The organism is Roseinatronobacter ekhonensis, from assembly GCF_900499075.1.
Classification (GTDB): Bacteria; Pseudomonadota; Alphaproteobacteria; order Rhodobacterales; family Rhodobacteraceae; genus Roseinatronobacter; species Roseinatronobacter ekhonensis.
The window spans coordinates 1-26,411 of the sequence record NZ_UIHC01000030.1 but is presented as its reverse complement, the minus strand read 5'-3'; the positions used below and the strand labels follow the sequence as shown (position 1 = coordinate 26,411).

Sequence of the window (26,411 nt, the reverse complement as noted above, 5' to 3'; positions counted from 1 at the left end):
GTGGTCAGGCGCGAAGGGCCGCAACTGTGTCGGCAATGGCGCGTGTCGGGGCAATGTCGGGGCGGTATTCCAGCCCGAGTGCTGCGCATCCCAGCATGCGCAGATGCGGCAGCAGGCGCGCGATTTCAGCGTCGATCACAGGGCAGGGCGCACCGCGGTCGCCCGCGCGGGCAAGCTGGATATGGCCGATGCGTGGCCAAAGGCGGGTCAGCAGATCGCGCGCATCGCCCTCGGCGTGCCCCGCGCGCAGGTGGAACCAATCGGCCATGATCCGCAAACTCGGGTCGTTGATCTGGTCGAGCACCGCTTCGGCCTGCGCAAAGCCCGACAGGAAATAGCCGGGCGTGGAGATCGGCTCTATCACGATGGGGCAGGGGGTGTAGGCCAGCGCATGGCCCAGATTGTGCAGATAGGTCGTATTGTCGCCGTCCATGCCAGCCACAATATGGATTGCGCGTGCGCCCAGTGCCTCGGCAGACCGTGCGGCGGTCGCGAAATCGCCCGCGAATTCGTCGCGCGACAGCGCCGCACGCCCCATGCTTGGCCCCATATAGGTGTTCAGCCCCATGACCGGCATTTCCCCCAACGCCGCGCGCAGCGCCGTAAGATCGGTGCCGTCTGGCAGGTCGTGAAATTCGACCGCGTCAAAGCCTGCGTCCTTTGCCGCGCGCACACGGTCCACCAACGCCAGTTCGGTGAACAAAAACCCCAGATTGGCCGAAATCAGCATCGTGCCCTCTTTTGCCCGAATGTCGCGAAACTCGCTTAATTTCTTGCGTTTGTCACATGGATTTCTTATGCGGGCGCTTCACGTTATCCCACCACGCCATAAGGGGAGGGTTCATGCCAGATCGCATCTTTCAACAATACGGCATTCATCGCTGGGGAGCGGGCATGTTTGCCCGCATGGAGAATGGTGATCTGGGGTTGGTGAACCCCGCGCGACCCGATGACACGCCCGCCAGCCTGCCCGAACTGCTGCACAACCTGCATGCGCGCGGGGTGCATACGCCGGTTCTGGTGCGCGTGGGCGCGTTCCTGCGCCGCCAGTTGGAATCTCTGAACCACGCTTTTGCGGCGGCCATTGTCAGCAGCGGGTATCAGGGCACCTATCGCGGGGTGTTCCCGATCAAGGTGAACCAACAGGCCGAGGTGATTGACCGGATCGTGGAGTATGGCCGCCCGTTTCAGTTCGGGCTGGAAGCGGGGTCCAAGCCGGAGTTGATTCTGGCGCTGTCGCGTGATCTGCCCAAAGGTGCGCTGCTGATCTGCAACGGGATCAAGGATGCCGAGTTCATTCGCCTTGGCATTCTGGCGCGCAAGGCGGGCATAAACTGCGTTCTGGTCATCGAATCCCCCGCAGAGGCTGACACCGTGATCGCCGAGGCAAAGCGTTTGGGCGAAAAGCCCGCGCTGGGCGTGCGGATCAAGCTGACACGGCGGGTGACGGGCAATTGGGCAGACAGTTCGGGCGACCGCTCGACCTTCGGGTTGACCACCAAGGAAGTGGTGGACCTGATCGACAAGCTGCGCGATGCCGACATGCTCGATTGCCTTGTGTTGCAACACGCGCATCTGGGCAGCCAGGTGCCGCAGATCATGGATATCCGCCAGGCCGTGGACGAAGCCTGCCGCTTCTACACCGAATTGCGCCGCCTTGGCGTGCCGCTGGAATATCTGGACTTGGGCGGCGGTCTTGGCATTGACTATACCGGCGAGGCGCGGGCGTCCGACAATTCGGTCAACTACACGTTGGAAGAGTATTGCACCAACGTGGTCGAAACCGTGAAATACCAGATGGAAGAGGCAGAGGTGCCGCACCCCACGCTGGTCACGGAATCGGGCCGGGCCATTGTGGCCTATTCCTCGATGCTGCTGTCGGACATTCTGGAAGCCAGCTATTTCGACCGCGCGGCCCCGCTGACCCCCGAAGATGATGACCATCACATGCTGTCGGACATGGCGGCGATTTCGGGCTACCTGACGCCGCGCCGGGTGCAGGAATGCCTGAACGATGCCGATTACTACCGCGAGGAATTGCGCGCCATGTTCCGCCGTGGCGTCATCGGCATAGAAGAAGTGGCGCGGGCCGAGCAGATTTTCCTGTATATTGTCGGCCGCATCAAGGATCTTGTTGCACAGCACCCTGCAGATGTCCCGCAAGAGGTGGTCGAGGCGCTGTCAGCCCATCGCGACATTTACCGCGCTAATTTCAGCCTGTTCCAGTCGTTGCCCGATGTCTGGGCGATAGACCAGTTGGTGCCCATCGCGCCCTTGCAACGGCTCAATGAGCAGCCGGGGCGGCGCGCGGTTCTGTCCGACATCACCTGCGACAGTGACGGCAAGATCGACCAGTTCGTTCTGGGCGACGGCATTGGCAACGCGCTGCCCATCCACGAGTTGAGCCCGGATGAGCGGTATTTCATCGGCATTTTCCTTGTGGGGGCCTATCAGGAAACCTTGGGCGACCTTCACAACCTGTTTGGCGATACCAATATCGTGACGGTGGATTTCAACGAGGATGGCGTGCTGGAATTGCAGCACGAGGTCGAAGGCGATACCGTGTCCGAAGTGATGGCCTATGTCGAATATGAACCCCGTCAATGTCTGGACGCGTTCAAGCGGATCGTGGAACGCGGCGTGCGTGATGGCACGTTGAACCCGTCGCAGCGCCGGATGCTGATGGAAACCTACCGCCATGCGATGAATGGCTACACCTATTACGAGCTTGAGGAACACACCCATGGCTGACACCAACAAGGACGTTCTGGTTATTGGCGCGGGCGGCGTGGCCTCTGTCACGCTGCACAAGATGGCGATGAACCCCGACATGTTTACAGGCCGCATCTGCGTGGCCAGCCGCACGCTTGCGAAATGCGAAGCGATTGCGCGTGAGGTGAAGTCGCGCACGGGCGTCGAGATTGAAACCTACGAGGTCGATGCCAACGACGTGGACGCGACGGTTGCGCTGATCGAAACGGTGCAACCCGCGCTTCTGGTCAACCTGGCGCTGCCCTATCAGGATCTGGACCTGATGGCGGCCTGCCTGCGCACTGGCGTGCATTATCTGGATACCGCCAATTATGAGCCGCCGAACGAGGCCAAGTTCGAATATTCCCACCAGTGGAAGCTGCATGACCAGTTTGTGCAAGCGGGCCTGATGGCCACGCTGGGCGTCGGGTTCGACCCCGGCGTGACCTCGATTTTTGCGGCTTATGTGCGCAAGCATCACCTGTCGGGTATTCGCCTGATTGATATCCTCGATTGCAATGGCGGCGATCACGGTCACGCCTTCGCGACGAATTTCAACCCGGAAATTAACATCCGCGAAGTGACCGCCGATGTGCGCCACTGGGAAAACGGCGGCTGGGTCACGAGCCCTGCCATGTCCACCTCTGTTTCGTTCGATTTCGAGGCAGTCGGTCCCAAGAACATGTACCTGATGTATCACGAGGAACTGGAGTCGCTTGTCACTCACTTCCCCGAAATCGAACGCGCGCGCTTCTGGATGACCTTTGGCGACGCCTATATCAACCATGTGACCGTATTGCAGAATGTGGGCATGACGGGGATCGAGCCGGTCGAGTATCAGGGACATAAGATCGTGCCGCTGCAATTCCTGAAAGCGGTGCTGCCCAACCCCGGCGATCTGGGCGAGCGCACCAAGGGCAAGACCAATATCGGTGACATCATCACCGGCCCGGCGAAGGACGGCTCTGGCGAAAAGACGTTCTACATCAAGAACATCTGTGACCATGAAGACTGCTACCGCGAGGTGGGGTCTCAGGCCGTCAGCTACACGACCGGCGTGCCTGCGTTCATCGGGGCTGCGCTGATGCTGAACGGCACATGGTCCGGCGCGGGCGTGTTCAACACCGAGCAGTTGGACCCGGACCCGTTCATGGAGCTGCTGAACCAACACGGGCTTCCGTGGACCGTCACCGAGCTTTCGGCCCCGGCTGATTTCTGATGGCGATGCAGACCTTCGCGGGCGATCCGGGCGCATTTGCCCGGTTTGATCTGGCACGCGTGCCGTCCCCGTGTTTCGTGGTCGATGAGGCGCGGCTGGAGCAGAATTTGCGCGTGCTGGCCGATATTCAGGCACGGTCCGGCGCGACGGTGCTGTGCGCACTGAAAGCCTTTTCCATGTGGGAACTGGCCCCCTTGGTCAGCCGCTACCTGTCGGGCGTTTGCGCGTCTGGCCTGTGGGAAGCGCGACTGGGGCGCGAGGAATATGGCGGCATCGTCGAGACCTATTCGGCGGGCTACAAGCCTGACGAGATGACTGAGATCGCGGGGCTGTCGGACCATATCATCTTTAACACCCAAGCCGCCAAGGACCGCTTCTTGCCCGTGCTGCAAGCGTCGGGGCGCGACATCCATGTCGGCCTGCGCTTCAACCCCGGCCTGCCTTTGGGCGATGACGCGAAATACGACCCCGCAGCACCCGGGTCACGCCTTGGCACGCCGCTAGAAAAGATCGACGCGGCCGCGCTTGCAGGCGTCGATGGGCTGCATATGCACACGCTGTGCGAACAAGACCTGTCGCCGCTTCTGGCCATCTGGGAGCATATCGCGCCGCGTATCCGCACGCTTGCTCCGCATCTGAAATGGATCAATTTCGGCGGCGGCCATCATATTACCCGCGCCGATTACGACCGCGAAGGGCTGATTGCCTTTCTGCGCCGCGTGACCGAGGAAACCGGGCTACATTGCTATCTGGAACCGGGCGAGGCCGTGGCACTGGATTGCGGCATCTTGGTGGGAGCGGTGCTAGATGTCGTCGAAAATGACGGCGCGAACGCGATCCTTGATATTTCCGCCACCTGCCACATGCCTGATGTGATCGAAGCACCCTACCGCCCCGCGCTTTTGGGCGAGGGGGGCGATACCCCCGTGCGGCTTGGCGGGCCAAGCTGCCTGGCAGGCGATGTGATCGGGCGGTATGACTTTGGCGCCGTGCCCGCAATCGGCACGCGCGTCGCGTTTCTGGACCAAGCGCATTATTCGATGGTGAAAACCACCACCTTCAACGGTGTGCGCCTGCCCGCGCTGGCGGTGTGGAACAGCGACACAGACGCGTTGCGCGTGATCCGTAAATTCGACTACAATGACTTCAAAGGCCGCCTGTCATGATCTTCCTGAATTCTGAACTGACAAATGCCGAGCGCAGCCCCGAGGCGCGTTTTCAGATCGTTCCCATGCCGTTGGAAAAGACGGTGTCTTACGGGTCTGGCACGGCAGATGGTCCGGCGGCGCTGATCGAGGCCTCTGACCAACTTGAACGCCTGTGGCGCGGAATGGAACCCTGTGCTGCGGGCATCTACACCACCCCCCCGATTGATTGCGAGCAACCGCTGGAAGCGGCGCTGGACGCCTTGGCCGCGCGCACCGAAGGGATTGCCCGCGCCGGGCAGATCCCTGTCAGCTTGGGCGGCGAGCATAGCCTGACATGGGGCGCGGCGATGGGTGTTTCGCGGGCCTTGGGCCGCCGCATCGGGATTGTCCAGATTGACGCCCATGCCGACCTGCGCCGCGCCTATCAAGGGTTTCGACACAGCCATGCGTCTGTCATGCAGCTTTTGGTCGAAGAAGAAGGCATGGCGCTGGCGCAATACGGCGTGCGCGCGCTGTGTACCCAAGAAGCGGAGTTGCGCGACAGATTGGGTGTGACCTTCACCGACGCCGAGGATCTTGTGACCGGCGGGTCCATGGAGGTCACGCTGCCCGACGACTTCCCCGAGGACATTTACATAACCTTTGACGTGGATGGGCTGGACGCGCCCCTGATGCCCGCAACCGGAACGCCGGTGCCCGGGGGCTTGGGCTATTACCAGTCGCTGGCCTTGGTGCGTTCGGCGCTGCGCGGGCGGCGCTGCGTGGGCATCGATGTGGTGGAACTCGCCCCGATCGCGGGCGCCGATGTCTGGGATTTCACCGCCGCGCAACTGACCTATGCGCTGATCGGTATTGCCCAAGGCGGGTAGGGGGCGCTCGCGCCCCCTCTGAGGGCTTTCGCCCTCATTCACCCCCTGAGGATATTTCGGCAAGGATGAATGGGCAAAAGCGGGGGATAAACCGCTAAATCTTGTGTCATAGACGTGACAATCCTGCGCGATCTGCCTATAAGTGGGGCAGTCAACCAAGGATATATGTGCATGTCTGCCGAAGCTCAGAAACTCGACGAATACGGTGCCGATTCCATCAAGGTTTTGAAGGGGTTGGACGCGGTGCGCAAACGCCCCGGCATGTATATCGGCGACACCGATGACGGGTCGGGCCTGCACCACATGGTTTACGAGGTGGTCGATAACGGCATTGACGAGGCTTTGGCCGGTCATGCCGATTTCGTGCGGGTTGTGATCCATGCCGACAGTTCCGTGTCGGTCATGGATAACGGGCGCGGCGTGCCGACCGATATTCACGCCGAAGAAGGGGTGTCGGCGGCAGAGGTCATCATGACCCAGCTTCACGCCGGCGGCAAATTCGACCAGAACAGCTACAAAGTGTCGGGCGGCTTGCACGGCGTGGGCGTGTCGGTGGTGAACGCGCTGTCGGACTGGCTGGAGCTGCGCATCTGGCGCGCGGGCAAGGAACATATCGCGCGCTTCGAGCGGGGCGACACGGTGCGCCATCTGGAAGTGGTGGGCGATGCCGAGGGCAAGACCGGCACGGAGGTGCGGTTTCTGGCCTCTACCACGACGTTCTCCAATCTGGACTATAGTTTCAAGACGCTGGAAAACCGCCTGCGCGAACTGGCCTTCCTGAATTCCGGCGTGCGGATCATTCTGGAAGACCACCGGCCCGCCGAGGCGTTGAAAACGGAGCTGTTCTACGAGGGCGGCGTGCGCGAATTCGTCCGCCATCTGGACCGCAGTAAAACCGCGGTCATGCCGGAACCCATCTATATCATGGGTGAGCGCGACGGCATTGGCGTGGAAATCGCGATGTGGTGGAATGACAGCTACCACGAAACCGTGCTGCCCTTTACCAACAACATCCCCCAGCGCGATGGCGGCACGCATATGGCGGGCTTTCGCGGCGCGCTGACCCGCACCATCAACGCCTATGCGCAATCGAGCGGAATTGCGAAGAAGGAGAAGGTCAGTTTTACCGGCGACGATGCGCGCGAGGGGCTGACCTGTGTGCTGTCGGTAAAGGTGCCTGACCCGAAATTTTCCAGCCAGACCAAGGACAAGCTGGTCTCCTCGGAGGTGCGCCCGGCGGTCGAGAGCCTTTTGAACGAGAAGCTGGCAGAGTGGTTCGAAGAGAACCCGAATTATGCCAAAGGGATTGTCGGCAAGATTGTAGAAGCTGCCTTGGCCCGCGAAGCCGCGCGCAAGGCACGCGAACTGACCCGCCGCAAGACGGCGATGGATGTGGCCAGCCTGCCCGGCAAGCTAGCCGACTGCCAAGAGCGCGACCCGGCAAAATCGGAATTGTTTCTGGTCGAGGGTGACAGCGCCGGCGGATCGGCCAAGCAGGGGCGCTCGCGGCAAAATCAGGCCGTGCTCCCCCTGCGCGGCAAGATCCTGAATGTGGAGCGTGCGCGCTTTGACCGTATGCTGGGAAGTCAGGAAATCGGCACGCTGATAACCGCGCTGGGCACAGGCATCGGGCGGGATGAGTTCGACATTTCCAAGCTGCGCTACCACAAGATCGTCATCATGACCGATGCCGATGTGGACGGCGCGCATATCCGCACGCTGCTGCTGACCTTCTTCTTCCGGCAAATGCCCGAATTGATCGACGCGGGACACCTGTACATTGCCGAACCGCCCTTGTTCAAAGTCGCGCGCGGCAAGTCCGAGGTATACCTGAAGGACAAGCCATCGCTGGAGAATTACTTGATTGACCAAGGGGTTGAAGGTGCAGTCTTGCGGCTGGGCACGGGAGAAGAGATTGTCGGGCAGGATCTGGCCCGCATCGTCACAGAGGCCCGCGCCGTGCGCCGCTCGCTAGAGGCATTTCCGACCCATTACCCGCAGCACATTCTGGAACAGGCCACCATTGCGGGGGCATTGATGGCAGAAGCCTTGGCCGCGCGTCCGCAAGATTTGGCTGACAGTGTGGCCGCACGTCTGGACCTGATCGCCGCCGAGTATGAACGCGGCTGGGAAGGGCGTCCGACACAGGATGGCGGCTTGCGCCTGTCCCGTGTCCTGCGCGGCGTGGAAGAAGTGCGGCGGTTGGATGGGCAGGTCCTACGCTCGGGCGAGGCGCGGCGATTGGCCGGTCACACCAAAAGCCTGCAAGACATATACAGCCAGCCCGCTGAACTGGTCCGGCGTGACCGAAAGCAAACCATCTATGGCCCTGTAGACCTGTTGGATGCCATTCTGGCCGAGGGCGAGAAGGGCCTGACCCTGCAACGCTACAAGGGCTTGGGAGAGATGAACCCCGACCAGCTTTGGGAAACCACGCTGGACCACGAAGCGCGCACGTTGTTGCAGGTCAAGGTCGATGATCTGGCCGAGGCCGATGACATCTTTACCAAGCTGATGGGCGATGTGGTGGAGCCGCGGCGCGAATTCATCCAGCGCAACGCACTGAGCGTGGAAAATCTGGACGCGTGACCGGCTGTGGCGATCCGGTATCCTATGGAAAGACCGGTTTCGACCCCGTGGCAGGGCCGGTTTCGGCCGCACCCCTCTTGCTGTCGACGCCACAAGGCTGGGCCTGGGCGCACTGGTGCGCTCGAGCGGACCGTAACACTGCGTTGCCGCATCGAACCATACTGCGGTGTGGTGGTCATGTCTGACGCGGTGCAATGCCTCTTGCGCCGCGCGGGCGCGTGGGGCAACACTCGCGGCCAAGGATGATTTGCCAGAGTGACCATGAGCCGCATTAGTAAAATAGAGATTGACGACACGGGGCTGCCCACGCCCACGCCGGATGTCGAGCAGGAACGCAAGGTCGCCGTGTTCGACCTGTTGGAAGATAACAGCTTTGCGCTGCTCCCCCGCGACGGGCAGGACGCGCCGCCGGGGCCCTTCCAGATGACACTGGCCATTCGCGAGCGGCGCTTGGTGATCGACCTGCGCGACGATGCGGGCGATCTGGTCAGCGAGATGCACCTGTCGCTTGGGCCGTTCCGTCAGGTGGTCAAGGATTACTACCAGATTTGCGGCAGCTATTTCGAAGCGGTCAGAACCATGCCGCCCAGCCAGATAGAAGCGATCGACATGGCGCGGCGCGGCATTCACAACGAGGGCGCGCGCATCTTGCAAGAGCGGCTGGAGGGTAAGGCCGAACTGGACAAAGACACCGCCCGCCGCCTGTTCACCCTCGTCTGCGTGTTGCATTTCGGGGGCTGAATGGGCACGGATTTCCCATCTTCCGTGCTGTTTTGCTGCGACCATAATTCCGTGCGCTCGCCCATGGCCGAAGGGTTCATGAAGAAGCTCTATGGCCAGCGGGCCTATGTGCAATCGGCAGGAGTGCGTTCGGACAGAGAGATTGACGGGTTTTCCATTTCTGTCAGTGCCGAGGACGGGGTGGAACTGGCGCGCCACCGGTCGCGGTCCTTCGAGGAAATGATGGATTGGGGCGATGATCTGGGCGGGTTCGACCTGATTGTCGCGCTGTCACCTGCAAGCCAAAGGCAGGCGCTGGAACTTACCCGCTATGCGCATATCGACGTCGAATACTGGCCGATCATGGACCCATCGGGGCTGGGAGAGTCGCGCGACGCCAAGCTTGTCGCCTACCGGCAGGCCCGCGACCAGATCAAGCAACGCCTGTTGGCCCGGTTCGGGCCACCGACCGAAAGGTAAGTTCATGAGCCGCGAGAGTATCGAGCGTTATTTTGCCGCCTTCAACGCGGGTGATGCGGCAGGCATGCTGGCGCTTGTGTCGGACGATGTGGCCCACCACGTTAACCAGGGTGAGGTGCGCCATGGGCGCGCGGCCTTTGCCGAGTTTTGCAGCCATATGGGCGTCAGCTACCGCGAAGAATTGCGCGACATGGTGATTTTCGTCAGCGATGACGGCACCCGTGCTGCGGCAGAATTTACCGTGCATGGCGAATATCTGCAAACCGATCCGGGATTGCCCGAAGCATGTGGGCAACAGTATGTCCTGCCCGCCGGATCGTTTTTCACGTTGTCGGGTGGCAAGATCACCCGCGTGACGACCTATTACAACCTGCAAGATTGGATTGCACAGGTTTCGGTATGAGCTTGCGGTATGAGGCTTTGACGGGCGCCGCGATTGGACGGGTCATTGACGGGCTGGCGGATCTGCGCATCCGGGTCTTCCATGATTGGCCGTATCTTTATGACGGCGATCTGGGCTATGAGCGCGGGTATCTTGCGGTTTATCGCGATAACCCGCGTGCCATTGTCGCGGCGGCGTATGACGGCGACAATCTGGTGGGGGCGGCGACCGGCCTGCCCATGGTCGATGCTGACGCGGAATTTCGCGCGGCGTTTGACGGCACAGACCATGACCCCGAAGCCGTGTTTTACTGCGCCGAGTCGGTGCTTTTGCCAGAATATCGGGGGCAGGGGGCGGGGCACCGCTTCTTTGATCTGCGAGAGGCGCAGGCGCGCGCCCTTGGCCTGCGCCATGCCGCCTTTTGCAGCGTAAAACGCCCGGACGACCATCCCGCGCGGCCCGCCGATTATCGCCCGCTGGACGGGTTTTGGCGCAAGCGCGGTTATGCCCCGTTGCCCGGTGTTGTCGCGCGGTTTTCGTGGCGCGATATTGGTGAGGACGCTGAGAGCGAAAAACCCCTGCAAGTCTGGATGCGCGCATTATGATACTTGCCGCCGCTGCTTATCCGCTCGATTTCCTGTCAGATTGGGACGCTTATGCCGCCAAACTGTCGGATTGGGTTGCGACCGGTGCGGCCACCGGGGCGGATTTGCTGGTCTTTCCCGAATACGGCGCGATGGAGCTTGCGAGCCTTGGCGGCGCAACTGTCGCCGCCGATCTGGAAGCAGCGTTGCAAGAGGTCATCCGCCACGGGCCGCGTGTGGCCGAGTTGCATTGCGCCCTTGCCGCGCAGCATGGCGTCCATATCCTTGGTGCCAGCGCCCCGGCGCAAGCCGGGGCCTCACGGCCGGTGAACCGCGCTACGGTTTACGGGCCGGATGGCGTCATCGGTCATCAGGATAAACAGATCATGACCCGGTTCGAGCGTGAAGAGTGGGATATCGCGCCGGCGCACGGTCTGACAGTGTTCGACACGCCTTTGGGCCGGATCGGTGTCCTGATCTGCTATGATGCCGAATTCCCGCTTCTGGGCCGCGCGCTGGCCGAAGCGGGGGCGGAAATTATCCTCGTACCCTCCTGCACCGAAGGTGTGGCGGGCTACACCCGCGTGAAGGTTGGCGCGATGGCGCGGGCGCTGGAAAACCAGTGCATCGTGGTGCAGTCCACAACCGTGGGCGCGGCAGAGTGGTGCCCCGCAGTTGACCTGAACACCGGTGCCGCCGCCATTTACGGCCCGCCCGATCTGGGCTTTCCCGAAACGGGTATTCTGGCGCAAACCGACCTCAACCAGCCGGGTTGGGCCGTGGCCACGATTGATCCGAGCGCTATTGACATGGTGCGCCGCAACGGCGCTGTCCTGAACCACGCCGATTGGGATGAGCAGAAAATCCGCCTCGCGCGCCCATAGCAAAGCCTGCCCATGCATATTGGGCTTGAAAAAACGCATCAATGCGCGCATCTAGCACCGCACGCGCGGCAAATGCGCGCCCATAACGGACGGAGTGACCATGGCCAAGGAAGAACTGCTCGAATTTCCCGGTGTCGTCAGAGAACTCCTGCCTAATGCGACATTTCGGGTCGAGCTGGAAAACGGCCATGAGATCAATGCGCATATGGCAGGCAAGATGCGGAAGAACCGCATCCGTGTTCTGGTTGGCGACAAGGTTCAGGTGGAAATGACCCCCTATGACCTGACCAAGGGGCGGATCAATTACCGCTTCAAGTAGCGCCATGCGCCTGATTCTCGGCTCTGGCAGCCCAAGACGGCAAGAGGTTCTGGCACAACTTGGCATCACCCCAGACGGGGTGGTTGCGGCGGATATAGACGAAACCCCGCTGACGGGTGAACAGCCCCGCCCTTATTGTGAGCGCGTGACCCGCGCCAAGCTGGATGCGATTTCCACCGACCCGGATGATCTGCTGCTCTGCGCCGACACCACCGTCGCGCTGGGGCGGCGTATCTTGGGCAAACCCGCCGACGCAGGCGAGGCGGCGGCGTTCTTGCACAAGCTGTCGGGACGGCGGCACGATGTCATCACATCGGTCGCTCTGCGGCGCGGCGGGCAGGTGTGGACCCGCACGCAGGTCAGCGCCGTCAAGATGAAACGCCTGTCAGATGACGAGGTGAACCTGTATCTCGCCTCTGGCGAATGGCAGGGCAAGGCGGGCGGCTACGCCATCCAAGGGCTCGGCGCGGCCTTCATCCCGTGGATGCAAGGGTCGTATACCGGCATGATGGGCCTGCCCGCGATGGAAACGGCGGCGCTGTTGCGCGCGGCAGGCTACAGGTGGAGCGTATGAAGGGCAGTGTGATCGCGCTGGACCAGATCGGGGAGCGGCAAGCTGCCGCCCTTATGGTTGACGGGCTTCTGGACGATTTCCTGATAGACCCGCCCGAGTGGGTTATCCCGCCGGAAACGCTGTTTCGCGGCAAGCTGGGCCGGCCCATGAAGGGCATGGGCGGCGTGTTCGTGGACCTGCCCGGCGGGCAGAGTGGCTTTTTGCGCCAGACCAAAGGCCTGCGACCGGGCGATCCTGTGCTTGTGCAGGTCACGGGGCTGGCAGAGCAGGGCAAGGCTGTGCCTGTCACCACCCGCCTGCTGTTCAAAAGCCGCTACGCTATTGTTACGCCAGATGCGCCGGGGCTGAATATCTCGCGCCAGATAGATGACGCTGCGCTCCGCGCGGATCTGGATGCGCTGGCCCGCGATGCCATGGACGGGGCAGGCGACAGCCTGGGCCTGATCCTGCGCTCGGCCTGTCTGGACGCGGATGAGGCGACTGTAGCCGATGACATCCTCCAGATGCGCAGCCTTGCTGAACAGGTTTTGGCCGATATGTCCGGCGCGCCCGAATTGCTGGTGGCAGCACCCGGCGCGCATGAACTGGCCTGGCGCGACTGGGTCGATGCCGACACGCTCGACGACCAGACAGGCAGCTTCGCGCGCCACGGGGTAGATGACGCGCTCGACAAGCTGATCCGCACCGAAGTGGCGCTGCCGCACGGGGCGTTCATGGTGGTCGAACCCACCCGCGCGCTGGTTGCTGTGGACGTTAATACCGGTCCCGACACCAGCCCCGCCGCCGGTCTGAAAGCCAATATTGCGGCCATCCGGGCACTGCCGCGCGAACTGCGTCTGCGCGGGCTTGGCGGGCAGGTGGTGATCGACCTTGCGCCCTATCCGAAACGCGAGAAACAGGTCTTGGAACAAGTGCTGGGCGCGGCGTTCAAGCGCGACGGGCGCGACACGGTTCTGGCAGGGTTTACCCCCTTGGGCAATTTCGAGCTGACGCGCAAACGTGACCGCGTGGCGCTGTCTGTGCTGCTGCCATGAGCTGCCCGATCTGCCGCAAAGCAACGGTTGCGGACTACCGCCCGTTTTGCTCGCGCCGTTGCGCCGATGTCGATCTTGCCCGCTGGCTGCGCGCGGATTATGCCATCCCCGTGCCATTGACAGATGCCGAGGACGACCCGTCCGACGCCGATGACAACCACCCCCCTGAAACGCGGTAGTTTTTGCGAATTGCCTCTGGACAGTGAAACCCGCCTGACTTAATAAGCCGCTACCCCGTGAGGCAGGTTCAAAACCGCCCCTCAAACAAGACCCGTGCCCGGGTAGCTCAGGGGTAGAGCAGTGGATTGAAAATCCTCGTGTCGGTGGTTCGATTCCGCCCCCGGGCACCATATAATTCTTTTAAGTTATTGAATTATTTAGATAAAGACGGCATTAGGCTTCGTTGCATCCCCCTAATTATACACCCTTTGCCTCGCGCTCACGGCCCCTTTTATAGTCGGTAAAAATAAACCGCACCAGATGGGCCAGCGGATGCCCGAGCCGTGAAGGCGTCCGCAGTTTCGCCCGGCTCGCGTGCAAGCCCGCCGCCACCAATCAGCAGCGCCGCGCCCGGTTCGCCCGTTGTGGCGTCGCAAATATAAATCACGGTAGGGCCAGCGCTCGTTTTTTGATGATGGGCTTCGAGGCGGTCTAGGCGTTTTTGAAGGGGGTTCATCCTTTCAGTCGCACTTCGGCTTGCATAAATTATAAACTATTCAGCCTTTGCAGGAATGCATTTGTAACAGCCGACGGCACTACAAAGACACCGCTGTCACGTCGGCCATAAACTCTAATTTCATAATCAGTTGATGACATTGACGCCAGTTGAGCCAGCGGAACCGTAAGTAAAAAGTGTTCCTCTACGGTCACAATCGCTCCTATTGAATCCACTTGTCGGTCTACCTCTGAAAAGGCAAATTCATAGTTATCTTCTCCAATAGCTGAACTATAAAAACCCCACTCAGTGCGTGTTGCGACGACATAGAGACGGACGAACCGCAATTCGCCATCGTCATCCAAGGATGCTTCGTAAGCAAGTTTTACGGGAAAAGTATCTGTGAAACCTTGTCGGCTTAGATACAGAGGGCTCCTAATTGTAGTCTCACCACTAAATCTGTCTGTTTCAATAGAGATATCCTCAGCAGCAGAATTGATCGAGGTTGGTGCGGTCTCAACGCACGCAGTCAAAAAAAGAGCCAAACCAATCAATATTCCTATTCGAGTTTTCATTGTTGATACCCTTTATACCTGACGCAAACTTGACAACGGAAATGAAAGCTTCGCAGTTCAACCGTCATCGATTCCTTATGTCCGTAAACTATAACGTCTCCTCCATGTACCGCAACCGGGCTTCCAAGTCCGATGTTTCCAGCGTCCGCCGGTAGGTTTCCACCAGCGCCATGATATGCGCGCCTTCGGTTGGTGTCAGGTCGCCATCGGCCACTGCGCCCAGCACCGCACCAGCGGCCTTTGCAGCGTCGCGGGCGGTTTCCATCGGGGGCAGGTCGAAGGTCACGGCCACATCCTTTCTGGGCGGGGCGATGCGTTCAAGGCACAAGCGCAGCGCCGTTGCATCGCCGCCCAGCGCCATTGTCACGGCTTGCCGGGTCAGCGCCTCGGCTTCGCCGTCCAGCAGGGCCAGCGCCGCCTGTGTCGCCTTGTGGCGCGTGCCCTTGGGCTTGCCGGAATTGCCGGGGCCAAAGGTGCCATCCGTATTGCGTCCGCTTTTACGGGTCATATCACCCCCAGTTCATCACCCAAAGCCACCAGCGCGTGCAGATCAGCATCGCACAGTGAGCGCGGAAAGGTGCCTTGTGCCTTTGCCGCCATGAAGCGCGCGGCCACATCAGGGGCAAGCCCTATCAGCTCGAACGGCACATCAGCGTCAAGCGCCGGGCGGTTGCGTTCGAGCCGGTCAATTCGCTTGCGTAAAATAGTCATTCGGGTTCTTCCCATGTTTGCGTTATACTGTTCCAGTGCCGTCCGTTTGGCCCGTGCTGTTCCCATTCGGTCAGTCGCCGCCAATCATCCAGCGAAACAATGTGGCCCGTCCATGTGAGCGGCTTCCCCGCGAAAGATACGCCATGCCGGAAGGCTTTGGCGCTGGGCTTGGGTTCTGACTTTCGCGCGGGGGGGCGTTGCGACACTTGCGACATCCGCGACACAGTAATTACTGACACGTCACAGCAATTACTGAATTGCCGCCCCGTGTCGCAGTTGTCGCGGATGTCGCAAGGGGGTGCCACGATTTCCACCAGCTTGGCGAAGGCGTCAAACCACATCGCCCGCCCCTTTCACGATGCGCCACGCTTCCTTGCGTGCAGCCCCGCGCACCACGGTTCCGGGGTCGAGCGGCACAATCCAGCCGTGTTTTTCGAGGATGCCCAGCGCCGCCCGCGCCTTGGGGCTTTCGCGCAGCGCGTTCGGCCCGAGCCGCACCACATCGCGCACCAGCACGTCCGATTCCTGCCAGCCTTGTAGCAGCCAGCGCCGCAACGCTTCGGCCTGGTCGATTTCAGCAGAGACAAGCGCAGCGCTTGCCAGCCGTGAAGCTTCGGACAGGTAGAATTGCGCCAGGTTGATTGCGTCGACCATATCGCCCGGCTGCACCTCGGGGGCGGCTAGATCGCGCCAGAGGGTCAGCACGCCCGCGATGCGCGCCGCCTGTTCCGCCGCCTTGGATGCCGTGCCCGTGATATGGGCCAGATCCCCACCGGGGGCCTGTGCCGCTTCGATAGCATCCGAAAAGGCCACCAGCAGCGCGCGGGCGTCAGGTGCCAGTTGCAGCGTTCGTGGGCGCAGTTCGCGGGTGTCAGGGTCCATTGGCATGGCCGCGTCGAGTATGGCGCGCAGCCGCCCGCCAAAGGCTGCCAGCGCCGCACCATCAGGCCGGGTGTTCGCCTGCATCCGGGTTCCGATGGTGCTGGGCGGTTCGCACATCAGGAAACGGGGCAGAAAGCCCGTGTCCGCCGCCAAGGGGTCGGCCATGAAGCCGCGCGCCACGGTCGGTTGCACCATCAGGTGAACGGCCAGCCGCCGCCCGTAGAGCGTCGCGTGCCCGTCGCCTGCCCGCGTCCGCCGTATAGGGTTGCCTTGCCAAAGGTCATTGAACGCCGCCAGCGTCTTTTGCCGGTTCTCCGAGTTCATGGCGTGCCCGCCCAGGAATTGCCCGCCTTCATCGCTGAAAAGCCCGAGGCTGGGATTGCCAGTGGCGAAAAGTTTGGTCATCCCTTCAAAGGTTGGTTCCGTTACGGTTCGGTCAGCGGATGGGGGCGCAGCCGGTTCCGGTCCAAGCGCTTCAAGGTCCGCCGCCGCCGTCGCGCGCTTTTCGCCCTTGCCGGTCACGATTCGGTCGCGGTCCTTTTTCCAGAGAGCGTGCGTATTCTCCCAACTTCCAAGCGCGTCACGCTGGCCTTGGCCCGCTTCGATTTCATGCGCACGCAGACCGGCCATCAAGGGCGCGTCGCAGGCCGATTTCCGTTCGCCCGAGCGTGCAATTGTCAGGGCGTAAAGCGACAGCGGGCGCGTGCCGCCCAAGGTTTCGACATTGGCAAAGCCCTGCACCGCCAGCGATGCCACGGCCAAAGCCGATTGCGCCGGAATTGCCACCGGGGCTTGGGTCGCGCCCTGCACCGCTTCCACAGCGGCACGCAGCGGCCCGAGCGATGCCACCGGATAGGCTGCACCGGGTGCGATTTCGCGCACTAGCGGTTGCGGCCCCTCAGGGGTGAAAGAAACAGGCGCGGGCATTTTTGGGGTGAGGCCGGGCATTTCGTGGATGGCCATCTTCGGGGTGAGGCCGGGCATTCCGGGTTGCGCGTTCATGCCGCCACCGCCTTTCCTGTCAAAATATCGTTCCAGTCGGCCCCATCGCCGGGGTCGCAGATGCCCACTTGCCAGCCCAAGCCGTGCGCCCGTTCGGCCAATGCGTGCGCAGCGTCGCGGCCCGGCGTGTCGCCGTCGCAAGCGATTGTCAGCCGCCCCGGTCGCGCCGGAAGGTGCAGCCCACGAATGCCAGAAGTCGAAAGACCGGCCCAAAGCGTTGCGGGGCCATCCAGCAGGCCACAGGCAAGCGACAAGCCGCTTTCAATACCTTCCGCCACCACCAGCCGCCCCGGCCCGTCAGTGAGCCGCACAGCGCCGCCAGCGGTTGCCCCGAGCATCAGCTTGTCGCCGCCTTCCAGCCCGGCCTTGCCCGAACCATCAGGGCGCAGATAGGTGCGATGCACCGCAAAGCTGCCGCCCTCCACCGCCGCCACCATCGCCGGAAAGCGCTGGGCGGTCGGCCCGTGAAAGCAAGCGCCGTGAAAGCGCAGCACATGGGGCAAGGCGCAGTTGATGCCCCGTGCCCTCAAATAGGCCGCCGCCGCCGTGCCCGCGATGGGCTGGGCTTCCCGCCAGATGCGTTCGGCCTGCCCCGCCCGGCGCTGGGCGTCGGCCCGCCGTTCGGCTTCGCGCTGGGCAATCTTCGCCGGGTCCGGGGCGCGATAGGCAATGCCGCGCAAGCCCGCCATCACCATTATATCCCGGAAGGCGCAGTCGGATTTCTTGCAATTTGCCATCAACCGACCGTTGTCGCCATCTGCCAAAGTTAGGGCGTTTTGCTCTTTGCGGCCTGCCTGTTGGCATACAGGGCACGGGGCGGTTCCGTAGCTTCGAAACCAGTCGCCGCCCAGCGATTCGGTCATTGTGCGTGCGTCGGTCATACGGCACCCCCGTGAAGTTCGAGGAGATGGGCCAGCTCGCGCAACGCGTCCGCCGTCTGAGCGGTGCCGCAATGACTGGCCATCTTGAGCGCAGCGGTTAATTGCAGGGCTTTGAGCGCTTCACCCAAATCAACCCCGTCCGCAACATCCCACGCCACGACCATCTCGGCTGCATGGTGCATCTGGGGCAGATCGGCACGCTTGGCGTGGCCTTCGGTGGGTTTCATGCTGCCCCCCAAATCAAAGATGCCAAAGCTAAGGCGTGCGCTTCGGTCAAACCGTAGGCCAAGCGAAGGCGTGAGGCTTGGCGCAGGTTGTGGTTTTCTGATATAGCAAGAATGTGAGCCGCTATCGCATGGCGCTTATTCCGGCCCGGGTCCTGTTCGCGCAGGTTCCGGGCTTCTTCTTTTCCGCCGCCCATCCTAAGCGGCCTCTTCGCGAAGATTGCGCAAATGGGCGTCAACATCGTCTTGCGGCCAATACAGTTTTCCGCCAAGTTTCACTGGCTTGGGCAGTCGGCCCGCCTCTAAATCCAAATAGATTGCCGAGCGTGAGCGATTGCCAAGCTTGGCGCGTAGTTCGTTCAGGGTCAGATAGGTTTGCATGTCTTGCACCTCGTCCTTTTAGAGTTCGATAAGTGCAGTGGTGCCCCAATTTGTTTAGCCCAGTCATACAGAACAAATGGTGGGGGTTTTTCTTTATGGAGCGCGGCTGTCAATCTTCTTCGTTAAAGTCCAGCATTCCAATCGCTTCGGCCAATGCTCTAAGGTCGGCGTGGCCCACGTCATAACAAAGCGAAACCAACTGCCCATAAGTTTCGTGATGTCCGCATCGCGTGAAAGATTCTGCTACGGCGTCGCAAGCAGAGAATCCAAGCGTAGTGTCGTGTTTTTCTTCGCGATTTCGGCCCAAGGGCAAGGGCGTGCATTCTGCCATAAACCGACAGAGCGAATATTTCCAAAGTCGTAAAGCGGTATCGCCAGCACGCGGTCTGCCCGGTTGGGGTGGGCGTTGGATTTCACCAGTCAGCGCTTGCGCGCCGAAACTGCGCAAAGATATGGGGCAGTCTGGGGCGCCAGGAATGTGGCCTATGGCAAATAGCATTCCGGCCAAATACGATGCCGCGTCAAATGCGTGGGGATTAGTTTCGGCCAGATTAACCAGCGCCGCCGCCTTTTCTTCGGTCAGCGTGAGGATTTCGGCCTGCCCTATGCTCACAATGTGCGGCCCAAGCGGCCAAAGGATATGCGGGCCCGGCACAGTCTCCTTCCCCGCGCTATGAGTAAGTATGCCCGCCACCTTCCTATCAAGGCCCGCTTCGATTTCTGCCCGGCTAAGGGCTTCCGCTGTCGGTGTCGCAGGGGTTAAGTCAGTTTTGTCGGTTTTGTCCCGAGCCATCAGCGCGCCCCCGCCAGCTTCACCACCTGCCCAGCGCCGCCGGTCACATGGTCGGCCCAGCGATCCATCAGCTTGGCGCGCTGTTCCAGATAATCCGTCCGGCGATAAGCGCGCACGACACCACCATCAACCACATGTGCCAGCATCGCCTCTGCTACTTCATGGGGGGCGTCGGTTGTTTCGGCCAGCCATGTGCGCAGACTGGTGCGAAAGCCATGCGGGCGCGCTTCCAGCCCGCGCCGCTCCATCATCCGTGACATTGTGGCGTCGGATATTACACCCTTACGCACCGATGGGAAAAGAAAGCCGTTGCGGGCGTGGGGGCGTGCAAGGTCGATGATGCGCTGGGCTTCCAGTGATAGGGGCACCCGGAAAGCTTCGGTTGCGCCTTTGCGGCCCTTCATGGCTTCGGCGGGCACAGTCCACAGGTCGCCTTCTATCTGGTCCAGCCGGATATTGCGCAGCGGCGCAGAGCGCAGGCCGGTCAGAATCAGAAGCCGCAAAGCCAGATGGGTCAGGGTCGGTGTTTCAAGGCTTGCATAGAAGCCCGGCACATCAGCCCAAGTCATCGCTGGAATATTTTGGGGCACATGCCGCGACTTCCCCAGAAGCGCCTTTGCCTTTTCGGTCGCTTGCAAGTCCACGTCCAAGCCCAGCGCCGCCGCATGGCGCAGCACGATTGAAAGCCGGTTCAACGCCTTGCGTGCCGTGTCGGCCTTTGTGTGCCAGATAGGGGCAAGCGTATCCCGAATGTCGCGTTGATCGAGGTCAGTCACCGGCACCCGGCCAAGCTTGGGCAAGACGTGAAGGGTCAGGGGGGAAAGCCAGCGGCCCGCCGTGCCATCCCCTTTCAGTTCGGCCTTGCGCGCTTCAAAGGCGTCAGCGGTCAAAATGGCCAGCGATATATCTTCGCGCCGCGCGGCCCGTTCTTCGGCTTCACGTTCCTTCACCGGGTCACGCCCAGCCGATGCCAGATTGCGCCAGCGTTCGGCCGCCTTGCGGGCGTCGGCCAGCCCGAGCGCCGGAAATCCGCCCAAGCCCATTTCCCGCCGCCGTCCGTGCACCGTGACGCGCAGCACCCATTGCGCGCCACCATCATCGCGCCGCACCAGCCAAAGCCCGGCCCCGTCGCAATGTTTGCCCACGGGGGCGGTTTTCACAAATTGAGACGAAAGCCTGTTCGTTGCCCGCATTTTTTTATCCCCTTAAATATCCACCTTAAGCTAGTGGATAGGGATGGACAGGGCAAGACAGTTCGGGGCAGTTAGGCCCATATTTTTAGGGGGATACACGCAAGGATGGACGGATAAAAACAAGTAAAAACAGGGTGTTGGTGCCGCCCCCGGGCACCAATTTTACTTAAAATTCCTGTTTCCGCTCAGTTTCGGTGGCGCGTGTTTCTGGCGTTATTTTGCAGCTACAAACGGTTTCTTACAGGTCGGGACTGCGCAAGCTGGCAATCCAGTTCCGGTAGGCTGCTCGAGGCAACGAGCCTCTTAACCGTACTGCGCCGAAGCGGTACTCGGCCGGGCATGTGGACTGCAGTGTCGGTTGCGGGGCTCAGGCTTCGATTTCGACGTGTCCGATAGGGTTGGAACAGCATGCGAGGATATACCCCGCGTCGATATCCTCTTGGGCTATCCCGCCGTTATGGACCATATGCACCTCGCCCGCGCGCTTTTTGACCTTGCAGGTTCCGCAGACGCCAAAGGTGCAGCCTGAAGGGATGCGCACGCCCTCTGCGCGGGCCATTGCCAGGATCGTATCGGTCTCGAAACAGGGTACCACCACGCCCGAGCGGGCGAAGGTCACTTCGGCGGTCGCCGCTTCGTCGGGCACCACGTCGTCTGGCACGACCTCCTCGGCTGCGCATGCAACGGGCGCCCCGAAGGATTCCTGATTGTAGCGATCCATGTCGTAGCCAAGCGCGTTCAGACTGTCGCGCACCATTTGCATGAAGGGTTCCGGCCCGCAGCAATAGATGTCGCGGTCAAGGTAGTCAGGCGCCATGAGCGACAGCATGAGTTGGTTGAACCGTCCCAGATAGCCGGTCCAGACATCGTAGGGTTCCTCTTCGGTGACGGCAAAGGACAGGCGCAGACCGGGCACGCGCCGCGACATCTGGATCAGCCTGTCGCGGAAAATCAGCTCTGACGGGCGGCGCGCGCAGGCGATCAGCCGGGCATCGGTGTTCTTGCTGTAGTCATACAGATAGGTCGCCATCGACATCATCGGAGTGATGCCCGACCCGGCCCCGATCAGCAGGTATCTGCCGTCGGGTTGGTCGGGCAGGGTGAATATTCCCGCAGGCCCGTAGGCTTTCAGCCGCATGCCTTTGCGCAGGTTGTCCAGCATCCAGCGCGACCCTGTGCTGCCCGCTTGTGCCTTGACAGTCACTGCAATGTTCAGCGGGCGCGAGGGGCTGGTCGAGATCGTATATGTCCGCTCAACCGGGCCACCGGGCACCGGCAATTCCAATGTCACGAACTGCCCCGCGCGGTAATCGAACCACGCCCCCGACGGCGCGCGAAACACGAATGTGGCCACGTCCGGCGCTTCGGGGATCACCATGGTGCATTCAAGCAGCTCGCTGTCATGCCACGCGGCTTTGGGCGGGAGAGCACCGGTCATATCGGTTATTCCGCCGCGTGCAGGCGGCGGCCTGTCAGCCGTTCCGCCATCCGGTTCGCATACCAGTCGACAAACTGGATCACGCCGCTTTCCTGTATCTGCGAATATGGACCCGGCACATAGGCGGGGCTATCAATGCCAAGCTGGTTCTGTTCGACAATCGCACGGTCCTCGTCATTGGTCAGGGTCCAGACCTCTGTCAGGCGCGGTAGGTCGTAGTCGACGCCTTCGACCGCATCCTTGTGCACAAGCCACTTGGTTGTGACCTGTGTCTCTTTCGGCCCAAGGGGCAGCATGCGAAACAGCAGCACCGTGTCCGCAAGAAAATGGTTCCAGGTGTTGGGGTAGTGGAAAAACAACAGCGTTCCGGCATCGCGCAGCGTGATATCGCCAACCATCCGGTTCACGGCCTGTTTGCCGTTCATCGTGTAGCTGACCGACTTGCCCAAAAGCGGCACCCGCACGAACCGCCACTGGCTGTCATCGTCTATGTAGAACCGCGAGGGCAGGCCCGCCGCCTCGCATTTGGCCAGATGCGCTTCGATTGCGGGGTCGTTTCGACCGTCGCCATTGCCTGCGATGTTGGGATTGTCGTCAAAGCTGACACACAGCGCAGGGTGGCTGCCCGAACAATGATAGCATTCCCGGTTGTTTTCCATCACCAGCTTCCAGTTGGCCGCTTCGGTGATCGTGCTTTCATAGGCGACCTTGCACGCGTCCAACTTGTGGGGGCCGTAATAGCGGGTCGCGGCCTCTGCCAATGCGTCGAACGGGGGTGCGACCTCTGCCAGACAGATGAACACCATGCCAGCAGCGTCGCGGCAGTGCACAGGTTTCAGCCCGTGTTGCGCGGGGTCGAATTCCGGCCCCATGTCGCGCGCCCAAAGCAGGCGCCCATCCAGTTCGTAGGTCCATTGGTGATAGGGGCAGACGAGTTTCGGGGCGGACCCTTTTGCCGCTTTGCAAATGCGCGATCCCCTGTGGCGACAGGAATTGTGGAAGGCGCGGATCACGCCATCCGTGCCGCGCACAATGATGACGGAATAGGCGCCGACCTGCACCGTGATATGGTTGCCGGTCTTGGGAATTTCGCAGCCGGGAATGGCGAATAGCCATTCGGTATACCACAGCCTGTCCAGATCGACCTCATACATATCCGGGTCGGTATACAGCGCGCGGGGCAGGGAATGCGCGGGCTTGCGACGCATCAACTGGGCCAGCATATCGGAGTCACGCGGCATTCAAGCTCTCCATCGGACGGGTTACAAATCTTTTACCAGCCGCAGCGCATCGTAGATCGCGGCATGGGTGTTGCGGGCGGACACGGCATCGCCGATCCGGAAAAGCTGGTAGCTGCCTGCGGGGTTGGTCTGGATCGTCTGCGGGCGGCCCGCGATAAGGGCGTCGTGATCCACCGCGCCAAGGTTGGCCGACCCTGCGCGCAATTCGTGATACAGCTCATCCAGCGGCACAGTGCCGTGGTTCACGACGATCTGGTCGAAATCACGCTCTTGGCCAAGGGCTGCATAGTCGCTGTCGATGACCGCCAGCAGACGGTTGCCCGACGGGCGCACCGATGACAGCGTATAGGTTACGGTAAACCGTGTATCCAGCGCCTGAAGCGTGCGCATATAGGGCACAAGGTTCATCGCCATCACGTCGGGTGCAAAGGACCGGTCGGGCGTCATGATCTCGACATGCGCACCGGATTTGGCGATGATCTCTGCCGCCTGAAGGCCCACATGATCGCCCGCATCGTCATAGACCAGAACATGACGCCCCGGTTTCACATCGCCAGAGATGATGTCCCAAGATGATACAACTAGGTCGTTCCCGTCGCGCAGCACATCCGTGTCGGGCAGACCGCCGGTGGCGACGATGACCACATCGGGCGACAATCTTTGTATATCAGATGCTTCGGCCAGTGTGTTAAAGTGGAATTCGACATCGCGCGCAGCGCATTGCGACATGCGCCAGTCGATGATCGACATCATCTCGCGGCGGCGCGGCGATTGCGCGGTCAGGCGGATCTGGCCGCCGGGTTCGTTTGCGGCTTCCAGAACGGTCACGTCATGGCCACGCTCTGCGGCGACCCGCGCTGCCTCCAGCCCGCCGGGTCCCGCGCCCACAACGACAACCTTGCGGCGCGCTGTGGCGGGGCTGATGACATGCGGCATCGACAGCTCACGCCCGGTGGCGGCATTGTGAATGCACAGCGCATCGCCGGCCTGATAGATCCGGTCAAGGCAGTAGGTCGCGCCGACGCAGGGGCGGATGTCGTCCTCGCGGTTTTCGACAATCTTTTGCACGATATGCGGGTCAGCCATATGCGCCCGTGTCATGCCCACCATATCCAGCAGGCCGCTGGCGACCGCGTGGCGCGCCGTCGCCACATCGGGTATCTTGGCGGCATGGAATGTGGGCAGTCCGGTGTCGCGCCGGATGGTGCCCGCAAAGTCCAGATGCGGCGCGTTTTTCATGCCCTGCACTGGGATCACATCGGTCAGGCCGGGATCGGTGTCTATGTGGCCGCGGATCACGTTCAGGAAATCGACTTGCCCGCAAGCTGCCAGCCTGCGCGATATCTCCAGCCCCTCGGACACGGAAATGCCGCCGGGCGCGACCTCGTCCGCGGTATAGCGGATGCCGACGATGAACGCGTCGCCAACCCGTTTTCGGATCGCCTGCAGGACATCGAAGGTAAAGCGCAACCGGTTGTCGAGGCTGCCGCCATAAGGCCCGTCCAGCGTATTTGTCCGGGGCGACCAGAACTGGTCCATAAGGTGGCCGTAAGCCTGCAATTCAATCCCGTCCAGACCGGCGGCCTGCATCCGCTCTGCCGCATCGGCGTAATCGGTGATGATCCGTGCGATATCCCAGTCTTCCAGCTTTTTGGGAAAGGCACGATGCGCCCGTTCGCGTTCATGCCCGGCAGAGACCGCGGGCAGCCAGTCGCCCTTGTTCCAATGCGTCCGGCGACCAAGATGGGTCAGCTGGATCATGACCGCACAACCGTGCTCGTGACAGTCGTCAGCCAGCTTGCGCATCCACGGGACGACCTCGTCCTTATAGGCCAGCACATTATTGAACACCGGTGGCGAATCCCGCGACACCGCGGCAGAGCCTGCGGTCATTGTCAGCGCTACACCCGCCTTCGCACGCTCTACATGATAGGCGCGATAGCGGTCCTTTGGCATCCCGTCCTCTGGATAGGCGGGTTCATGGCTGGTCGTCATGATCCGGTTTTTCAACGTCAGGTGTTTTAACCTGTAGGGCTGCAACAGCGGATCGGTCGACATGGTGCGGCTCTCCTGCGAGTGTTGGGGGCGCGTGTGACAATATCGTCGTGAAAATCGACAGGGGCGTCGTGTTTCCAGACGACAACGGTTTGTCATTTTGCGACACAGGTGCGGAAAGTGTATGGAGAGCAGCATGAACAGGGCCGACCAAGACACCAAGGCCACGGGCTGGCGCGGCTCATCAGAGGTCTGGCTTGCCGCGGCCTATGATATTCTTGTCAGGCGCGGCGTGGCACATATCAAGATCAGCACCTTGGCAGCCGAGCTTGGACTGGCCCGAACCAGTTTTTACTGGCATTTCACGGATCGCGCAGCACTTCTCGATGCGCTTGTGGCGCAATGGCAGGACAAGAACACCGGCAACCTTGTCCGACAGTCCGAGCTTTACGCAGAGACGATTGGCGAGGCGGTCCTCAATGTCTGCGATTGCTGGATGTCGCACGAGCTGTTCGATGCGTCGCTTGATTTCGCCATCCGCAACTGGGCGCAATCCGCGCCCGCGCTCAAGGCGCAGGTGATGACGGCAGATGCCGCGCGGATAGAGGCGCTACTGTCGATGTTCGCGCGCCACGGGCTGGATACCTCCGAAGCGCATGCCCGCGCCCGCACGATGTATACTTCTTCTACTCCAAAACCCGAAAGTTCTCGTGTGTTATGACGCGGAAGTTATCTGACACCTTGTCGCGGAATTTCTTCCATTCCTGCGGGATGGTCTCACGCATGAATGCAAGGATGGCGTCGGCGAATTGCTTCTGACTTCGGTAGTAGCGATTGTGGGTGACATAATGGTGCAAGACCGCCCAAAGACGTTCAATTGGATTGAG

Annotated in this window: 29 protein-coding genes, 1 tRNA gene and 1 pseudogene; 16 read left to right on the top strand and 15 right to left on the bottom strand. The window is 61.4% G+C overall.

Features of this window, described 5'->3' with window-relative positions:
* Window positions 1–4 precede the first annotated feature (4 nt).
* Window positions 5–730 (bottom strand): TIM barrel protein, encoded by a 726-nt coding sequence (locus tag ROE7235_RS13155; RefSeq protein ID WP_121095975.1) that lies wholly within the window; start codon window positions 728–730, stop codon window positions 5–7.
* 113 nt (window positions 731–843) lie between these two features.
* Between ROE7235_RS13155 and speA the strand changes: the two genes are divergently transcribed.
* From speA to ROE7235_RS13080, 15 genes are all read left to right on the top strand, one after another.
* Window positions 844–2,751 carry a biosynthetic arginine decarboxylase gene (gene speA, locus ROE7235_RS13150; RefSeq protein ID WP_121095974.1) on the top strand — a complete coding sequence of 636 codons (1,908 nt, stop codon included), beginning with the start codon at window positions 844–846 and terminating at the stop codon, window positions 2,749–2,751.
* A complete protein-coding gene (locus ROE7235_RS13145) occupies window positions 2,744–3,970 on the top strand; it encodes a saccharopine dehydrogenase family protein (RefSeq protein ID WP_121095973.1) in 1,227 nt (408 codons plus the stop codon). Before speA ends, ROE7235_RS13145 begins: the two co-directional genes overlap by 8 nt.
* Complete coding sequence (locus tag ROE7235_RS13140; protein ID WP_220669568.1) at window positions 3,970–5,136, top strand: carboxynorspermidine decarboxylase; 1,167 nt, start codon at window positions 3,970–3,972, stop codon at window positions 5,134–5,136. Before ROE7235_RS13145 ends, ROE7235_RS13140 begins: the two co-directional genes overlap by 1 nt.
* The gene (locus ROE7235_RS13135) at window positions 5,133–5,987 is read left to right on the top strand and encodes an agmatinase family protein (RefSeq protein WP_121095972.1); all 855 of its coding nucleotides are present in this window, start codon (window positions 5,133–5,135) and stop codon (window positions 5,985–5,987) included. The genes ROE7235_RS13140 and ROE7235_RS13135 overlap by 4 nt, the downstream gene beginning before the upstream one ends.
* Window positions 5,988–6,158: 171 nt before the next feature.
* On the top strand, window positions 6,159–8,576 hold the full coding sequence (gyrB, locus tag ROE7235_RS13130) for a DNA topoisomerase (ATP-hydrolyzing) subunit B (protein ID WP_121095971.1): 2,418 nt from the start codon (window positions 6,159–6,161) through the stop codon (window positions 8,574–8,576).
* A gap of 261 nt (window positions 8,577–8,837) precedes the next feature.
* Entirely contained in the window at window positions 8,838–9,317 is a 480-nt protein-coding gene (locus ROE7235_RS13125) for a UPF0262 family protein (RefSeq protein ID WP_121095970.1), read from the top strand.
* Window positions 9,318–9,776 carry an arsenate-mycothiol transferase ArsC gene (locus tag ROE7235_RS13120; RefSeq protein WP_121095969.1) on the top strand — a complete coding sequence of 153 codons (459 nt, stop codon included), beginning with the start codon at window positions 9,318–9,320 and terminating at the stop codon, window positions 9,774–9,776. It begins immediately after the preceding gene.
* A 4-nt stretch (window positions 9,777–9,780) separates the two neighbouring features.
* A complete protein-coding gene (locus tag ROE7235_RS13115) occupies window positions 9,781–10,179 on the top strand; it encodes a ketosteroid isomerase-related protein (RefSeq protein ID WP_121095968.1) in 399 nt (132 codons plus the stop codon).
* Window positions 10,176–10,763 (top strand): GNAT family N-acetyltransferase, encoded by a 588-nt coding sequence (locus ROE7235_RS13110; RefSeq protein WP_121095967.1) that lies wholly within the window; start codon window positions 10,176–10,178, stop codon window positions 10,761–10,763. Before ROE7235_RS13115 ends, ROE7235_RS13110 begins: the two co-directional genes overlap by 4 nt.
* The gene (locus tag ROE7235_RS13105) at window positions 10,760–11,626 is read left to right on the top strand and encodes a carbon-nitrogen hydrolase family protein (RefSeq protein WP_121095966.1); all 867 of its coding nucleotides are present in this window, start codon (window positions 10,760–10,762) and stop codon (window positions 11,624–11,626) included. Before ROE7235_RS13110 ends, ROE7235_RS13105 begins: the two co-directional genes overlap by 4 nt.
* A 100-nt stretch (window positions 11,627–11,726) precedes the next feature.
* Entirely contained in the window at window positions 11,727–11,945 is a 219-nt protein-coding gene (gene infA, locus ROE7235_RS13100) for a translation initiation factor IF-1 (RefSeq protein ID WP_072245643.1), read from the top strand.
* Window positions 11,946–11,949: 4 nt separating this feature from the next.
* Window positions 11,950–12,519 (top strand): Maf family protein, encoded by a 570-nt coding sequence (locus ROE7235_RS13095; protein WP_121095965.1) that lies wholly within the window; start codon window positions 11,950–11,952, stop codon window positions 12,517–12,519.
* Window positions 12,516–13,553: a ribonuclease E/G gene (locus ROE7235_RS13090; RefSeq protein WP_121095964.1), complete on the top strand. Its 1,038-nt coding sequence runs from the start codon at window positions 12,516–12,518 to the stop codon at window positions 13,551–13,553. The genes ROE7235_RS13095 and ROE7235_RS13090 overlap by 4 nt, the downstream gene beginning before the upstream one ends.
* The gene (locus ROE7235_RS13085) at window positions 13,550–13,732 is read left to right on the top strand and encodes a DNA gyrase inhibitor YacG (RefSeq protein ID WP_121095963.1); all 183 of its coding nucleotides are present in this window, start codon (window positions 13,550–13,552) and stop codon (window positions 13,730–13,732) included. Before ROE7235_RS13090 ends, ROE7235_RS13085 begins: the two co-directional genes overlap by 4 nt.
* Window positions 13,733–13,828: 96 nt before the next feature.
* Window positions 13,829–13,903: transfer RNA gene (locus tag ROE7235_RS13080), tRNA-Phe, on the top strand.
* A 355-nt stretch (window positions 13,904–14,258) separates the two neighbouring features.
* On the opposite strand, the gene ROE7235_RS19890 is transcribed toward ROE7235_RS13080, so the two are convergent.
* From ROE7235_RS19890 to ROE7235_RS13015, 13 genes are all read right to left on the bottom strand, one after another.
* On the bottom strand, window positions 14,259–14,783 hold the full coding sequence (locus ROE7235_RS19890) for a hypothetical protein (RefSeq protein WP_147434216.1): 525 nt from the start codon (window positions 14,781–14,783) through the stop codon (window positions 14,259–14,261).
* 88 nt (window positions 14,784–14,871) lie between these two features.
* The gene (locus ROE7235_RS13070; RefSeq protein ID WP_121095961.1) at window positions 14,872–15,291 is read right to left on the bottom strand and encodes a DUF5681 domain-containing protein; all 420 of its coding nucleotides are present in this window, start codon (window positions 15,289–15,291) and stop codon (window positions 14,872–14,874) included.
* Entirely contained in the window at window positions 15,288–15,494 is a 207-nt protein-coding gene (locus tag ROE7235_RS13065) for a hypothetical protein (RefSeq protein ID WP_121095960.1), read from the bottom strand. The genes ROE7235_RS13070 and ROE7235_RS13065 overlap by 4 nt, the downstream gene beginning before the upstream one ends.
* Window positions 15,491–15,835, bottom strand: coding sequence for a hypothetical protein (locus ROE7235_RS19885; RefSeq protein ID WP_147434215.1), 345 nt, complete (start codon window positions 15,833–15,835; stop codon window positions 15,491–15,493). The genes ROE7235_RS13065 and ROE7235_RS19885 overlap by 4 nt, the downstream gene beginning before the upstream one ends.
* A complete protein-coding gene (locus tag ROE7235_RS13060; protein ID WP_121095959.1) occupies window positions 15,825–17,378 on the bottom strand; it encodes a YfjI family protein in 1,554 nt (517 codons plus the stop codon). The genes ROE7235_RS19885 and ROE7235_RS13060 overlap by 11 nt, the downstream gene beginning before the upstream one ends.
* Entirely contained in the window at window positions 17,375–18,259 is an 885-nt protein-coding gene (locus ROE7235_RS13055; RefSeq protein ID WP_121095958.1) for a DUF7146 domain-containing protein, read from the bottom strand. The genes ROE7235_RS13060 and ROE7235_RS13055 overlap by 4 nt, the downstream gene beginning before the upstream one ends.
* Window positions 18,256–18,486, bottom strand: coding sequence for a hypothetical protein (locus tag ROE7235_RS13050; RefSeq protein WP_050664130.1), 231 nt, complete (start codon window positions 18,484–18,486; stop codon window positions 18,256–18,258). Before ROE7235_RS13050 ends, ROE7235_RS13055 begins: the two co-directional genes overlap by 4 nt.
* 195 nt (window positions 18,487–18,681) lie before the next feature.
* Window positions 18,682–18,864, bottom strand: coding sequence for a helix-turn-helix transcriptional regulator (locus tag ROE7235_RS13040; RefSeq protein ID WP_050664129.1), 183 nt, complete (start codon window positions 18,862–18,864; stop codon window positions 18,682–18,684).
* A gap of 109 nt (window positions 18,865–18,973) precedes the next feature.
* Entirely contained in the window at window positions 18,974–19,657 is a 684-nt protein-coding gene (locus ROE7235_RS13035) for a hypothetical protein (protein WP_147434214.1), read from the bottom strand.
* On the bottom strand, window positions 19,657–20,850 hold the full coding sequence (locus ROE7235_RS13030) for a tyrosine-type recombinase/integrase (RefSeq protein WP_121095955.1): 1,194 nt from the start codon (window positions 20,848–20,850) through the stop codon (window positions 19,657–19,659). The genes ROE7235_RS13035 and ROE7235_RS13030 overlap by 1 nt, the downstream gene beginning before the upstream one ends.
* A 367-nt stretch (window positions 20,851–21,217) precedes the next feature.
* Window positions 21,218–22,288: an FAD-binding oxidoreductase gene (locus ROE7235_RS13025; protein WP_121095954.1), complete on the bottom strand. Its 1,071-nt coding sequence runs from the start codon at window positions 22,286–22,288 to the stop codon at window positions 21,218–21,220.
* A 5-nt stretch (window positions 22,289–22,293) separates the two neighbouring features.
* Window positions 22,294–23,529 carry an aromatic ring-hydroxylating oxygenase subunit alpha gene (locus tag ROE7235_RS13020; protein ID WP_121095953.1) on the bottom strand — a complete coding sequence of 412 codons (1,236 nt, stop codon included), beginning with the start codon at window positions 23,527–23,529 and terminating at the stop codon, window positions 22,294–22,296.
* Between the two features lie 21 nt (window positions 23,530–23,550).
* Complete coding sequence (locus tag ROE7235_RS13015; RefSeq protein ID WP_121095952.1) at window positions 23,551–25,587, bottom strand: oxidoreductase; 2,037 nt, start codon at window positions 25,585–25,587, stop codon at window positions 23,551–23,553.
* A gap of 133 nt (window positions 25,588–25,720) precedes the next feature.
* Here ROE7235_RS13015 and ROE7235_RS13010 point away from each other — a divergent pair, with 133 nt between their 5' ends.
* Window positions 25,721–26,245: a TetR/AcrR family transcriptional regulator gene (locus ROE7235_RS13010; RefSeq protein WP_183073507.1), complete on the top strand. Its 525-nt coding sequence runs from the start codon at window positions 25,721–25,723 to the stop codon at window positions 26,243–26,245.
* Here the strand turns inward: ROE7235_RS13010 and ROE7235_RS13005 are convergent.
* Window positions 26,211–26,411 (bottom strand): annotated as a pseudogene (locus ROE7235_RS13005) (IS630 family transposase); the annotation flags it as partial. The gene ROE7235_RS13010 and the pseudogene ROE7235_RS13005 overlap by 35 nt on opposite strands.